Source organism: Streptomyces sp. NPDC051738 (assembly GCF_044453205.1).
Classification (GTDB): domain Bacteria; phylum Actinomycetota; class Actinomycetes; order Streptomycetales; family Streptomycetaceae; genus Streptomyces.
Genome location: NZ_JBITCM010000017.1, coordinates 238768 through 251470 on the forward strand (window position 1 = coordinate 238768; position 12703 = coordinate 251470).

Sequence of the window (12703 nt, forward strand, 5' to 3'; positions counted from 1 at the left end):
GGGGCGGGCGAGGCCTACCTCACGGCATGGGTCTCGCCGTCCTGGATGCGGTGGGTGACCTCGGTCAGCCCGTCGGCGAGGGTCGCGAGCTGCTGTGGGGTGAGGACGTCGATGAGCAGCTTGCGGACGAGCGCGACATGGCCCGGGGCCGCCTGCTCCAGCATGCGCCGGCCCACGTCGGTGAGGACGGCGTAGACCGCGCGCACATCGCTGGGGCAGGAGCGCCGGGTCACCAGGCCCGCCTTCTCCAGCTGCGTGATCTGGTACGTCAGGCCGCTCTTGGAGTTGAGCAGTACGTCGGCGAGGCCGCTCATGCGCATCTCCCGGTCCGGGGCGGCGTTGAGGCGCGCGAGGATCTCGTACTGGAGGTGCGTGATCCCGACGTCGTCCTTGAGCTGCTGATCCAGGCGGCGATTGATGAGCGCCCCGGCGGCCACGAAGGCGTGCCAGGCGCGGAGCTCGTCCTCGTTCAACCATCGCGGTGCGGCCATGCCGCCACGCTACAGCGGGGTTGTTCAAATTTGAAACCCCACGTTATCGTCGACCCGTCGAGGTTCAAATTTGAATCGGTCGGCCCGTCCGGCCCTCGAACTCGTCCAGCCCTCGAAGGAGTACCCGCATGCCTTCCTCCCTCGCCCGCGTCGCCACCGACGCCGCCCCGCGCTACGCCAAGCAGTTCGCCTCGCACTTCGGCCGGAAGATCCCCGTCGAGGAGACACCGGCCGGCGGGCACCGTCTCACCTTCCAGAACACCGACGTCGTCCTCGAACCCCAGGACGACCACCTGCTGATCCGGGTCACCGCACCCGACGCACCCACACTCACCACCATCCAGGAGGTCGTGGGCAGCCACCTCGAGCGGTTCGGCCGCCGCAACGAACTGACCGTCGCCTGGGACGAGCCCACACAGGACTGACGCGGGAAGAGCCGCGCTCAGGACTGAACGGGCTGAGCCGCGCTCAGGGCCGACCGAGAACTCAGTCGTCCCGCGACGGCCCTACGCCCCGCCGGTCCCCCACCCCTGGCGGCGCAGCACACCCGACACGTCCGGTGCCTCGTAGTGCTCGCCCTTGAGCACCTTGCCGTCGGCCCGGCGGGCGACCTGGCCGTCGGGGCCCAGCTTGGTCATGTTGGAGCGGTGGATCTCGGCGAGTACGCCGTCGAGGTCGATGCCGTGCACCAGGGCCGTGCCGTACGCGACGTAGACGACGTCCGCCAGTTCGTGCGCGAGCTTGTCGAGCGGGCCGGTGACGCAGACCTCGGCGACCTCCGCGGCCTCCTCCGCGAGCAGTTCTCCGCGGTGCGCGGCGAGGTCCGGGGCGACCTCGGTGGGCGTGCTGTGGGCGTCGAGCCCGAAGGCGCGGTGGAATTCACGGACCAGGTCGGCGGGGGAGGAACTCATGCGCCGACTGTAGCGGCCGGGTCTGACAGTCCCTGTGGCGAAGGCGTCCAGCCCACGAGGCCACCCTCGCACCCTTCCCTGTGACCCCTGCCCTGGTCAGCACCGCGTACCGGCTGGCAGGATCTCGGCCATGTCCAAGGCACTCACCCGCATCAGCACCAGCCGTGCCCTGCAGGGCACGGCCGCCGGGTTCGTCGCCTTGGGGTTGCTGCTGTGGTGGCTGCTGCCCCTGGGCGAGGAGCCGCCGAGCGGGACGATCACGTTCAGTACCGGCACGCGCGCGGGTGTCTATCAGGAGTACGGCGCGCTCCTGCGCAAGGAGCTCGCCGAGGACATGCCGCAGCTGAAGGTACGGCTGTTGACGAGTGACGGCTCGCAGGAGAACGTCGAGCGCGTGGCTACCGGGCAGGCCGACTTCACGATCGCCGCCGCCGACGCGGTGGACACGTACAAGATCGACGGCAAGCCCGTCAGCGGCCGGCTGCGCGGTGTCGCCCGCCTCTACGACGACTATGTCCAGCTGGTCGTCCCGCCGGACTCCGACATCCGCTCCGTCGCGGACCTGAAGGGCAAGCGGGTGGCCATAGGGCGAGCGAACTCCGGCGTGCGGCTGATCGCCACCCGGGTGCTGGAGGCCGCCGGGATCGACCCGGCCAAAGACATCACGCCGCGGTCGGACGGCATCGACACCGGGCCCAAGCGGCTGGGGCACGAGCTCGACGCGTTCTTCTGGTCGAGCGGGGTGCCCACGGACGGGCTGGCGGAGATCGCCGAGACCTCCTCGTTCCGGTTCGTGCCGATCGCCGCCGACCTCGTCGCCAAGGTGCACGCCGCAGGGGACACGGCCCACTTCTACCGCGCGACCAACATGCCGGAGTCGGCGTACCCCACCATCCAGAACGGCGACACGGTGCCGACGATCGCCGTCTCCAACCTGCTGATCACCCGCAAGGACATGGATCCCCGGCTCACCGAGTGGCTGACCCGCACGGTGATCAAGAGCCGCGACGGCATCGGCGCCCACGTCCACTCCGCGCAACTGGTCGACCTGCGCACGGCGATCTACACGGATCCCCTGCCCCTGCATGACGGCGCCCGGAACTACTACCGCTCGGTCAAGCCGTAGGAGCCCGGCGAGAGGAGCCCCCGCAGGAGCCCGGAGGAACCCGGCGACACGGGCCCCGTAGGAGCCCGAAGGAACCCGGTGGCGCAGGCCAGACCAGACCAGGCCACGGTGCCTGCCGCTACTGCGTAGGCGCCGTCCTGGGCACCGTCACCGTCACCCGCAGGCCATGCGGTTCATTGCCCCGGTACGAGATGGCGCCCCCGCCCGCAGCGAGCAGCGCCCTGGAGATCGACAGGCCGAGGCCCGAACCCTTGATGTTCTGGTGTCGGCCGCTGCGCCAGAAGCGGTCGCCGATGCGGGCGAGTTCGTCGTCGGTGAGACCGGGGCCGTGGTCGGCCACCACGATCGTCGACTCACTGCCGTTGGACGTGACGGTCACCTCGACGCGCTCATCCTCCGGCGTGAACTTGACGGCGTTGTCGATCACGGCGTCCAGCGCACTGGACAACGCCACCGGGTCGGCCCAAGCGGTGGTGGCCGGGCAGTCCCCCACCAGCCGTACGCCCTTGGCCTGGGCCGTCGGCGCCCAGGCCGCGACGCGCTCGGCGGTCAGCGCGCCGACGTCGGTGAGCCTCAGGTCGGCCTCGGTGTGCTCGGCCAGGGCAAGGTCGAGCAGGTCGTCGAGGACCTCGGCCAGGCGCTTGCCCTCGGCCTGGACCGACGCGATCTCCGCATTTCCCTCCGGAAATTCGAAAGCGAGCAGTTCGATACGCAGCAGCAGCGCCGCGAGCGGGTTGCGCAACTGGTGCGAGGCGTCGGCGACGAAGGCGCGCTGCTGCTCCAGCACGTCCTCGACGTTGTCCGCCATCTCGTTGAACGACCGGGCCAGCCGCCTGAGTTCCGGCGGGCCGCTGGCGACCGCGACCCGTGACTTCAGGCGGCCGCTCGCGATCGCGTGCGTGGTGGTGTCCAGCACGCGCACCGGCCTGAGCACCCAGCCGGTCAGCCTCAGCGCCGCCCCGACGGCCACCAGCATCGCGGCCGTCAGACCCGTGCCGATGATCAGCCAGCCCTCCAGGATCCGCGAACGCATCTGCCCGGTGGGCGAATCGGTGACGACGACCGCGACGACGTCACCGTCACGGATGACCGGCGAGGCGACGACGAGCCGCCCCCGCTGCCACGGCCACACCTGCTTCGGGTCGTGGCTGCGCCGACTGAGCAGCGACTCCTCGAAGGCCTCGCGCACCTCGCCGCTCTCGGGCAGGAACCAGGTCGTCGGCCCATTCGCCAGGGGCGTGTCCGTGGGCAGGAAGACGCCGGCCCGGATGCCGTAGACCTCGTGGTAGCTCTCGAGTTCCCGGCTCAGGATGCGCAGTTCGTCGCGGGATCCGGTGGTCGTGTCGGCGGCCGGGCGCGCTATGGCCGCGAAGTACGCCGTGTCGTCGATCCGGTCGACGACCACCCTCTGCTGCTGGGCCGAGGCCAGGCTGACGGCGAGCGGTACGCCGAGTGCGAGCAGTACGGCCGCCATCAGGACGATGAGCAGGGGGAGGAGACGAGTGCGCACCCTTGCCCGCTACGACGCCGGGGCGACGAGTCGGTAGCCGACGCCGCGTACGGTCTCGATCAGGGCCGGCATGCGCAGCTTGGCGCGCAGGGACGCCACATGCACCTCAAGAGTGCGCCCGGTCCCCTCCCAACTCGTGCGCCACACCTCGCTGATGATCTGCTCCCGGCGGAAGACCACCCCGGGGCGCTGGGCGAGCAGGGCGAGGAGATCGAACTCCTTGCGGGTCAGTTGGACAACCAAACCGTCCACGCTGACCTGGCGGGTGGGCAGTTCGATGTGCACCGCGCCCAGGTGCAGCACACTGTCGCCGCCCGTCCCGGCGTCCTCCGCCGCGCTGCGCCGACTGACCGCGTGGATCCGGGCGAGCAGCTCTCCGGTGTCGTACGGCTTCACCACATAGTCGTCGGCACCGAGGTTGAGGCCGTGGATGCGGGAGCGGACGTCGGAGCGCGCGGTGACCATGATCACCGGGGTGCTGGTGCGCTTGCGGATCTTGCCGCAGACCTCGTATCCGTCCTGGTCGGGCAGGCCGAGGTCGAGGAGGACGACGCCGAAGCCGTCGCTCTCGGGGACGAGCGCCTGCAGGGCCTCCTCGCCGCTACGCGCGTGCGTGACGTCGAAACCGTGTCGAGCCAGTACCGCGGACAGCGCGGCGGCGACGTGGTTGTCGTCCTCGACGAGGAGCAGTCTCACCCCGGCCTCCTTCAGTTCACTGGCCGTACGATTCAGCTAGGTACACAGTGCGTGCACACGCGCGCGTGCACCATGGAAGTCACGCTGATGGACGAGGACGCCGTCAAGTGGGTTCCGGTTGCGGACCGCTTCCGTTATCCAGCCGGTACGCGTCCAGGCCGCAAGTGCTACGACACGTGTCCGATTGCTATCGGATCGTGATGCTCAGATTCCCCTCAGAACTAATGACGCAGGTCGGATACGGTTATTACTGTCCTCCGAAACCGAGGAGGACGGAGCCTGAGAGCGATGACCGAAGTATCGGTGGCCAAGGAAGATGCGGCCGCGACCGGCGACCTGGTCGTCCTGAAGAACGTGAACAAGCACTTTGGCGCGTTGCACGTGCTCCAGGACATCGACCTGACGATCGCCCGCGGCGAGGTCGTCGTGGTCATCGGACCCTCCGGGTCCGGAAAGTCCACCCTGTGCCGCGCCATCAACCGCCTCGAGACGATCGACTCCGGCGCGATCGCCATCGACGGCAAGCCCCTGCCCGCGGAGGGCAAGGCGCTCGCCAAGCTACGTGCCGACGTCGGCATGGTCTTCCAGTCCTTCAACCTTTTCGCGCACAAGACCGTGCTCGAGAACGTGATGCTGGGCCAGATCAAGGTCCGCAAGGCGGACAAGAAGAAGGCCGAGGAGAAGGCCCGCTCCCTGCTCGACCGGGTGGGCGTGGCCAACCAGGCGGACAAGTACCCCGCCCAGCTCTCCGGCGGCCAGCAGCAGCGTGTGGCCATCGCCCGGGCGCTGGCCATGGACCCCAAGGTCATGCTCTTCGACGAGCCGACGTCGGCTCTCGACCCGGAGATGATCAACGAGGTCCTCGAGGTCATGCAGCAGCTCGCCCGCGATGGCATGACCATGATCGTCGTCACCCACGAGATGGGCTTCGCCCGTTCTGCCGCCAACCGAGTGGTATTCATGGCAGACGGCAAGATCGTCGAAGAAGCCGTGCCGGACCAGTTCTTCAGCAACCCGCGCAGCGACCGTGCGAAGGACTTCCTGTCCAAGATCCTGCACCACTGACGGACCGCTTCACGCACCCGACGACCTGCGTCATCCAACCCTCTGAGGGGCGACCCTCAGACGGGACGCATCTCTTCATCACGCAAAGGATGTTCACCATGAAGCTCCGCAAGGCCTCCGCCGCGGCCGCCGCTGCACTCGTCCTTTCCCTCACTGCCACCGCCTGCGGTGGCGGCGACGGTGACAGCGAGGGCGACTCGGGCTCCTCCGGTGGTGGCAAGATCAAGATCGGCATCAAGTACGACCAGCCGGGTCTGGGCCTGAAGGAGCCTGACGGCACCTTCTCCGGCTTCGACGTGGACGTGGCGACGTACGTGGCGAAGGAGCTCGGCTACGACGCCGACCAGATCGAGTTCGTCGAGACCAAGACCCCCGACCGTGAGAACGCGCTGAAGCGCGGGGACGTCAAGTTCATCGCGGCCACGTACTCGATCAACGACGAGCGCAAGAAGTCCGTCGACTTCGCCGGCCCGTACCTGCTGGCCCACCAGGACCTGCTGGTCAAGGCCGACTCCAAGATCTCCGAGGCCACCGACCTCAACGGCGAGAACCTGTGCTCGGTGACCGGCTCCACTTCGGCGCAGAACGTCAAGAAGGACTTCGCGCCGGAGGCCAACCTGCAGGAACGCAGCGGCTACTCGGAGTGCATCTCCTCGCTCCAGAGCGGTGCCGTGGACGCCCTGACCACGGACGACTCGATCCTCGCCGGCTTCGCCTCGCAGGAGCAGTACAAGGGTCAGTTCAAGCTCGCCGGTCTCAAGCTGAGCAACGAGAACTACGGCATCGGTGTGAAGAAGGGTGACACCGAAACCCTGAACAAGATCAACGCCGCCCTCGAGAAGATGGTCAGCTCGAAGGCCTGGGACAAGGCGGTCAAGGACAACTTCGGTCCGGCCAAGTACAAGAACGAGCCCGCGCCGAAGATCGGCGTCATCGTCCAGTAGCGCAAGGATCCACCGGCGCGCCGCCGTCCACCGCGATCAGGGCGGCGGCGCGCCGCGCTATCCACATACGCCACCCACCCGGAAGCGCGGGAGATCGTGTTCGACTTTCTTTCTGACTACAACGACCCAACTCTGTTGGGTGCCTTCTGGATGACGGTGAAACTCACCGTCATCTCCGGCCTCGGTTCCCTGATCTGGGGCACCCTCTTGGCCGCGATGCGGGTCAGCCCGGTCCCGCTCATGCGTGGGTTCGGCACGGCCTATGTGAACATCGTCCGGAACATCCCCCTGACGGTCATCATCATCTTCACCTCGCTCGGCCTCGCCGATGTCTTCGGCGTGACGATGGGCGCCACCGACTTCAAGGTCCAGGGCTTCCGCCTGGCGATCCTCGGTCTCGTCGCCTACACCGCGGCCTTCGTCTGCGAGGCGATCCGTTCCGGCATCAACACCGTGCCGCTCGGCCAGGCCGAGGCGGCCCGCGCCATCGGGCTGACCTTCAGTCAGACCCTCCGGCTCATCATCCTGCCGCAGGCCTTCCGCGCGGTCATCGGCCCGCTGGCCAACGTGTTGATCGCCCTGACCAAGAACACCACGGTGGCGGCCGCGATCGGCGTGGCCGAAGCCGCCTACCTGATGAAGGAAATGATCGAGAACGAGGCTCAGGTGCTGCTCATCGGCGCAGTCTTCGCCTTCGGTTTCGTGGTACTGACCCTGCCCACCGGCCTCATCCTCGGCTGGCTGAGCAAGCGACTGGCGGTGAAGCGATGAGCTCCGTTCTCTACGACGCACCGGGCCCCCGCGCCAAGCGGCGCAATGTGCTCATCTCGGTGGTCTTCGTCGCCCTCCTCGCTCTTCTCGTCTGGTTCGTCTGGACCGCCATGGACGAGAAGAACCAGCTCGAGTGGGCCCTGTGGAAGCCGTTCATCGAGTCCCAGGCCTGGACGACCTATCTGCTGCCGGGTCTGGCCGACACGCTCAAGGCCGCGTCGCTGGCCATGGTGATCGCCCTTCCGCTCGGCGCGGTCTTCGGCATCTCACGCCTCTCCGACCACCTGTGGGTGCGGCTTCCGGCCGCCTGGGTGGTCGAGTTCTTCCGGGCCATCCCGGTCCTGCTGCTGATGCTGTTCGCCAACGAGGCCTACGACCGCTGGGCGAACTTCACCACTGAACAGCGGCAGCTCTACGCAGTCGTCACCGGCCTGGTGCTCTACAACGCGTCCGTCCTCGCCGAGGTCGTCCGGGCCGGCATCCTCGCCCTGCCCAAGGGACAGTCGGAGGCCGCCAAGGCGATCGGCCTGCGCAAGGGCCAGACGATGCGGATCGTCCTGCTGCCGCAGGCCGTCACCGCCATGCTGCCGGCCATCGTCAGCCAGCTCGTGGTCATCGTGAAGGACACCGCCCTGGGCGGCGTGATGATCGGGTTCACCGAGCTGCTCAGCACGCGCGCCACCCTGGCGGCCGCCTACGGCAACCCCATCGCCAGCTTCGTCGTGGTGGCGCTCATCTACATCGTCCTCAACTTCATCCTCACCAGCTTCGCCAGCTGGCTGGAGAAGAGGCTGCGGCGCAGCAAGAAGAGCACGGGCGCGGTGCTCAGCGCCGAGGACATGGAGGAGCTGAACCCGGCGGCGACGGGCGGCACCTACGGGGCCGGTGCCGGAGGGACCATCTGATACGCCGTCAAGTGGCGTGAGCAACACGGAGGGCAGTGGCATGATCGCCACTGCCCTCCGTCACTTGACGCAAGCACCGGCAATGGGTTGCATACGTTTTGTGATCGTGCACCCTGCTCCAACTTTCTGTTCACTTGCGTCCTTCGGGGCACCGCTGCGGGCAGGGGGCACCGCGCCGTGGACCCGGTGATCATCGTCGGAGCGGGGCCCGTCGGGCTCACGCTCGCCCTGGCGCTGGCGCGTCAGGAGGTGCCGTCCGTCGTTCTCGACGAGGGGCCCGGCAAGGACGAACCCCGTCTCGCGCGCACCGTCGTCCTGCGCGAGGACACCGCCGCCCTTATGGAGCGCCTGACGGGCGTACCGATCGCCGAGGCCGGGGCCCGCTGGGCCGGATGGCGGGCGATGCGGCGCAAGCAGGTGATGCGCGAGGTCAAGTTCGACGACACCGCGGAAGGCCCCCTGGGCGGCACGAACCCGGCCCCCCTGCACATCGCCCAGCACGTTCTGACCGGCGCCCTGCGCGCAGCAGTCGGCGGCGAGCCGCTCATCAAGGTCGCCGTGGACAGCCGCTTGGACGCCATCGAGCAGGAGGCCTCAGGCGTCACCGCCCACACCCGCGGCCCCAAGGGCACCTGGTGGCGCGGCAGCTACCTGGTCGGCTGCGACGGCCCACGCTCGACGGTCCGCAAGCTCCAGGACATCCGTTTCCCCGGCCGTACGGCGGTGGAGCGACACGCCGTGGCCGCGCTGCGGGCGGAACTTCCGTGGGACGGCGAGGCGTTGCTCCATCGGATGCCGCCGTGGCGGACGTCCGGACCCTCGGGCGGGGAGGTCACCGGACGGCCGCTCCCGGACGGGGTGTGGCGCCTGGACTGGCTCTTGCCGCCGGGCAAGGACCTGGTCACGCCCGAGGTGCTGGTCGCTCGCGTCCGGGAGACGCTCGCCGGGTGGACCGACGGGCCGACACCGGCGTACGAACTTCTCGACACCGGAGTTCACACGGTCCATCACCGGCTGGCCCGCCGCTGGCGGGTGGGTCGCGTCTTTCTCGCCGGGGACGCGGCGCACTGCCTCGGCACACTCGGCACGCACGGACTCGACGAGGGGCTGCGGGACGCCGACAACCTCGCCTGGAAGCTGGCGCCGGCCTGGCACCACGGGCCGCATGAGGCGCTCCTCGACAGCTACCAGGCGGAGCGGCGTGCCGTCGTCGCCGCCCGACTGCGCGCCGCCGACCAGGCGCTGCCGTTGCTGCGCGGCGGAGGAGGGCTGCGCTCGTACGTCCCCGGCTCCGCCCGGGGCCATGACGTGCTGCTGATGGACGGCCACTTGGGGCACGGAGCGATCGGTGCGCCGGGGTCGTACGCCGGGTCACCGCTCGCGCCCCAGCACCTGAAGGGCGAGGTCCCCGTGGACACGCCGCGCGGTGCGCAGGTCATGGACGTCCAGGTCACTGCCGAGGACGGCTCCTTCGTACGGCTGCGGGACCGGCTCGGTCGCCACGCTCTGCTGGTCCTGCTGATCGCGCCGGGCACGGGTGTGTGGGAGCGCAGGCACTGGGTGACCGCGGGGATCATGCCCCGGCTGGTGGCGGCGGTGACTGCACTGCCCCATCCGGCGGAGCTGCTGGTCGCGGAGAGCTACCCGGGGGCGGCGGCGCACTCGGTCCTGCTGGTGCGACCCGACGGCCACCTGGTGACCGCGTTGAGCGGCGTGCGGCCGGCCGATCTGTACGCGGCGGCCGAGGCGGCGCTGGGCGGGCCGGTCAAGGTGCAGGCCGGGGCCGCGGCTGGGTCGCGCTGACGGTGCCCTACGGAAGTGGTACTCAGTCAGACATTCAACTGTGCGGTCCGCATATTGACTGCTCCCCTCCTCCCTGACGGGATGGGATTCCTGGCTCAGGCTGCCTCTGGGAGCAGCGCTCCCAGAGGTCTTACGCCCTCGGCACCAGCCGGGATCAGACCTGCCCGGACGAGCATCACGCGTGCGGAGTTCTTGTCTCTGGGAGAGACGACAGCGCACGCAGTGCAGTTGTAGGTGCGCTCGGACAGCGGCAACGCGTGCTTGGTTCTCGCTCCGCACGATGCGCAGTCCATGGTGGTGTGCGCGGGATGCACGAGACGGATGTCCCGCCCATGCTTGCGGCCCATGTCGATCAGGGCCTTCTTGGTGGCGCCGATGGCAGCGTCCGCCGCCTTGCGCGCCAGCGAGGACTTGGCGAGGAAATTCGGCTTGAAGTCCTCGACGGCGATGGCGTCGTGGTCGGTCACGACCCTCTTCGCCCACTTGCGGCCGGTGTCCTGCCGCTGCCGGGCGATCTTCTGATATGTCTTCGCCCGCAGCTTCTTCGCCTCGCGGTAGCCCTCCGAGGCGGCCTGCCCCTTTTTCGGTTTTCGACGGGCCATCATCCGGTCGTACCGGGTCAGCTTGGCCTGGGCCTTCTTCCCGTGCTGGGCGTGCACGAGGTCGTGGGCGTCGGAGGTGGTGGTCGCGGTCTCCTTCACTCCCCAGTCCACGCCGAGTACCCGGCCGGTCTCCGGTAGCGGCTGAACATGCGTGGGGACCACGAAGGAGCAGTACCAGTGCCCGACGCTGTCTTGGTACACACGCACCGAGGAGGGTTCGGCGGGCAGGCTACGCGACCACACCACGGTTAACACGATCCCGCCCGCCAAGTGCAGGCGATCGTCCTTCAGCCGGAACCCGCGCCGGGAGTAGTTCAGCGTTGGCAAGGCATCGCGCTTCTTCTTCCACTTCGGCATACCAGCCCGCTGCCGCTGAGGCAGGCGTTCCCGGACGTCCTTCTGTGCCTTGGCGCGGGACTTGCCGAAGTCCCGGATCAGCTGCTGTTGCGGGACGCTAGAGCCCTCGCGGAGCCACGGCGTAAGGCCTCGCGCCTCGGTCAGCATCTTGTCGAGCTGCGCCGGGCCACAGGTCTGCTTGCCCTCCGGGTGTGCCTTGTTATGAGCATGCACGACCTTGGACTTGGCTACGCACTCGTTCCACACCCACCGACAGCGGTCCCAGTCCGCAAGCAGTTGCGTGCGGGCGGTCGAGGACACACGCAGGCGGTACGTGTACCGGGCATGCCCTCCCTCCTTCACCACCGGCACGCCATCACCCTCTTCCACAGCTTCGCCCTCTCATCCCAACTCCCTGACAAGACCGTATGTGCGATAGACGTACACCCGTACCCTCATCGCGCCGCAGCCACCACAACCAGCGAACATGCGAATGCGTGTTCGCCCCCTGTCGGCTTCCCTCGACGGTCTCGCGGGCGCTCCGCGCCCCAAGACATTGGACACGGCGACGCTCCGCGTCGCCGTCACAGGACTCGATTGTTCCCCGGCATGCGCGCCGGGGTGTCCTCGCAGGAATCAGATGGCAGCGAGTTGACCGGTTCGCACCGCCATGGTGTACTCCCGACCATGACCGACACCTGTGTGCGCCTGTGGCGGAGGGTCCATATGGACCTCGTCCGCTATGCGGGCTGCGTGTGTCGCCCGTCCTGCTGATTCGCATCCACCTTTCTTCCTGCGCGCGCCGCTCCTGTCGCCTGGTGCCTCCGCCGTCGCGCGCTCTTCGCGAACTCACTTCAGGACGGTGCCCGTGTCTGTCCCTTCTGCCGACGTTTCCGCTTCTCAGTCGGTTGCCGCGCCGGTCTCGACGGCGGTTTCCTCGTCGGCTTCCCAGTCGACTGCCACGCCGGTCTCATCGCCGGCTTCCATGCCGGTTTCCACGCCTACGCAGGCGGATCTCCTCGACTTCGTACGGCGTACCGCCGCCGACGCCGACTTGATCGCCTCGCTTCCGCTCGACCCCGAGGGCCGTACCTGGGTGCGGCTCGAAGGCCCCGGCGGCAGCGAGGCGTGGCTGATCGGCTGGCCGCCCGGGACCGGCACCGGCTGGCACGACCACGCCGAGTCGGTCGGGGCCTTCGTGACGGCCGCCGGTGAGCTCAAGGAGAACTCCCTCGCCGTCCGGCTGCCCGCCGACGGCTGGAAGACGCTGGAACTGGCGGACGACGTGGACCGTGCACGCCGGCTGCCGAGCGGCAAGGGCCGCTCCTTCGGCCGTCACCATGTGCACGAGGTCCTCAACGAATCCGGCGACCAGCATGCGATCTCGGTTCACGCCTACTATCCGCCCCTGCCGCTGATCCGCCGCTTCAGCCGTAGCGGGCCGATCCTGCGGCTGGAGCAGGTGGAGCGGCCGGAGGACTGGCAGTGAGCGGCGTTGGGGCGAGCCTGCGGGAGAGGCTGCTCTGCGGGGAAGAGCGTGGGC

14 protein-coding genes are annotated in these 12703 nt (G+C 68.7%); 9 read left to right on the forward strand and 5 right to left on the reverse strand.

All coding sequences use genetic code 11. The features are described 5' to 3' along the window. Positions 1-14 precede the first annotated feature (14 nt). Positions 15-491 (reverse strand): MarR family winged helix-turn-helix transcriptional regulator, encoded by a 477-nt coding sequence (locus ACIA8X_RS34285; protein WP_393456453.1) that lies wholly within the window; start codon positions 489-491, stop codon positions 15-17. 128 nt (positions 492-619) lie between these two features. On the opposite strand from ACIA8X_RS34285, the gene ACIA8X_RS34290 reads away from it, so the two are divergent. Continuing rightward, positions 620-916 (forward strand): DUF2218 domain-containing protein, encoded by a 297-nt coding sequence (locus ACIA8X_RS34290; protein ID WP_393456450.1) that lies wholly within the window; start codon positions 620-622, stop codon positions 914-916. Positions 917-997: 81 nt separating this feature from the next. Here ACIA8X_RS34290 and ACIA8X_RS34295 read toward each other — a convergent pair whose 3' ends face one another. After that, positions 998-1402 carry a MazG nucleotide pyrophosphohydrolase domain-containing protein gene (locus ACIA8X_RS34295; RefSeq protein WP_399459925.1) on the reverse strand — a complete coding sequence of 135 codons (405 nt, stop codon included), beginning with the start codon at positions 1400-1402 and terminating at the stop codon, positions 998-1000. A gap of 130 nt (positions 1403-1532) precedes the next feature. Between ACIA8X_RS34295 and ACIA8X_RS34300 the strand changes: the two genes are divergently transcribed. Continuing rightward, the gene (locus ACIA8X_RS34300; protein ID WP_399459926.1) at positions 1533-2528 is read left to right on the forward strand and encodes a TAXI family TRAP transporter solute-binding subunit; all 996 of its coding nucleotides are present in this window, start codon (positions 1533-1535) and stop codon (positions 2526-2528) included. Between the two features lie 118 nt (positions 2529-2646). Here ACIA8X_RS34300 and ACIA8X_RS34305 read toward each other — a convergent pair whose 3' ends face one another. Together ACIA8X_RS34305 and ACIA8X_RS34310 are read right to left on the reverse strand one after the other, a co-directional pair. Further along, on the reverse strand, positions 2647-4038 hold the full coding sequence (locus ACIA8X_RS34305) for a sensor histidine kinase (protein WP_399459927.1): 1392 nt from the start codon (positions 4036-4038) through the stop codon (positions 2647-2649). A gap of 9 nt (positions 4039-4047) precedes the next feature. After that, positions 4048-4734 carry a response regulator transcription factor gene (locus ACIA8X_RS34310; RefSeq protein ID WP_399459928.1) on the reverse strand — a complete coding sequence of 229 codons (687 nt, stop codon included), beginning with the start codon at positions 4732-4734 and terminating at the stop codon, positions 4048-4050. 288 nt (positions 4735-5022) lie between these two features. Between ACIA8X_RS34310 and ACIA8X_RS34315 the strand changes: the two genes are divergently transcribed. The 5 genes from ACIA8X_RS34315 to ACIA8X_RS34335 all read left to right on the forward strand — a co-directional run bounded on the left by ACIA8X_RS34315 (position 5023) and on the right by ACIA8X_RS34335 (position 10222). Next, entirely contained in the window at positions 5023-5799 is a 777-nt protein-coding gene (locus ACIA8X_RS34315) for an amino acid ABC transporter ATP-binding protein (protein WP_393456435.1), read from the forward strand. A 98-nt stretch (positions 5800-5897) separates the two neighbouring features. Further along, positions 5898-6743 (forward strand): glutamate ABC transporter substrate-binding protein, encoded by an 846-nt coding sequence (locus tag ACIA8X_RS34320; RefSeq protein ID WP_393456432.1) that lies wholly within the window; start codon positions 5898-5900, stop codon positions 6741-6743. Positions 6744-6839: 96 nt separating this feature from the next. Beyond that, a complete protein-coding gene (locus ACIA8X_RS34325; RefSeq protein ID WP_393456429.1) occupies positions 6840-7514 on the forward strand; it encodes an amino acid ABC transporter permease in 675 nt (224 codons plus the stop codon). After that, on the forward strand, positions 7511-8419 hold the full coding sequence (locus tag ACIA8X_RS34330; protein ID WP_393456426.1) for an amino acid ABC transporter permease: 909 nt from the start codon (positions 7511-7513) through the stop codon (positions 8417-8419). Before ACIA8X_RS34325 ends, ACIA8X_RS34330 begins: the two co-directional genes overlap by 4 nt. Before the next feature lie 177 nt (positions 8420-8596). Then, the gene (locus ACIA8X_RS34335; protein WP_393456423.1) at positions 8597-10222 is read left to right on the forward strand and encodes an FAD-dependent monooxygenase; all 1626 of its coding nucleotides are present in this window, start codon (positions 8597-8599) and stop codon (positions 10220-10222) included. 95 nt (positions 10223-10317) lie between these two features. Here the strand turns inward: ACIA8X_RS34335 and ACIA8X_RS34340 are convergent, their stop codons facing one another. Then, a complete protein-coding gene (locus ACIA8X_RS34340; protein WP_393456420.1) occupies positions 10318-11481 on the reverse strand; it encodes an RNA-guided endonuclease InsQ/TnpB family protein in 1164 nt (387 codons plus the stop codon). Positions 11482-11847: 366 nt separating this feature from the next. On the opposite strand from ACIA8X_RS34340, the gene ACIA8X_RS34345 reads away from it, so the two are divergent. Both ACIA8X_RS34345 and ACIA8X_RS34350 read left to right on the forward strand, forming a co-directional pair. Beyond that, complete coding sequence (locus ACIA8X_RS34345) at positions 11848-11934, forward strand: putative leader peptide (protein ID WP_313960178.1); 87 nt, start codon at positions 11848-11850, stop codon at positions 11932-11934. 211 nt (positions 11935-12145) lie between these two features. After that, complete coding sequence (locus tag ACIA8X_RS34350) at positions 12146-12649, forward strand: cysteine dioxygenase (protein ID WP_393456414.1); 504 nt, start codon at positions 12146-12148, stop codon at positions 12647-12649. The last annotated feature ends 54 nt before the right edge of the window (positions 12650-12703 follow it).

Coding starts and splice junctions, on each gene's coding strand:
- ACIA8X_RS34285 (WP_393456453.1), bottom strand. CDS start 491: ATGGCCGCACCGCGATGGTTGAACGAGGACGAGCTCCGCGCCTGGCAC.
- ACIA8X_RS34290 (WP_393456450.1), top strand. CDS start 620: ATGCCTTCCTCCCTCGCCCGCGTCGCCACCGACGCCGCCCCGCGCTAC.
- ACIA8X_RS34295 (WP_399459925.1), bottom strand. CDS start 1,402: ATGAGTTCCTCCCCCGCCGACCTGGTCCGTGAATTCCACCGCGCCTTC.
- ACIA8X_RS34300 (WP_399459926.1), top strand. CDS start 1,533: ATGTCCAAGGCACTCACCCGCATCAGCACCAGCCGTGCCCTGCAGGGC.
- ACIA8X_RS34315 (WP_393456435.1), top strand. CDS start 5,023: ATGACCGAAGTATCGGTGGCCAAGGAAGATGCGGCCGCGACCGGCGAC.
- ACIA8X_RS34320 (WP_393456432.1), top strand. CDS start 5,898: ATGAAGCTCCGCAAGGCCTCCGCCGCGGCCGCCGCTGCACTCGTCCTT.
- ACIA8X_RS34330 (WP_393456426.1), top strand. CDS start 7,511: ATGAGCTCCGTTCTCTACGACGCACCGGGCCCCCGCGCCAAGCGGCGC.
- ACIA8X_RS34345 (WP_313960178.1), top strand. CDS start 11,848: ATGACCGACACCTGTGTGCGCCTGTGGCGGAGGGTCCATATGGACCTC.
- ACIA8X_RS34350 (WP_393456414.1), top strand. CDS start 12,146: ATGCCGGTTTCCACGCCTACGCAGGCGGATCTCCTCGACTTCGTACGG.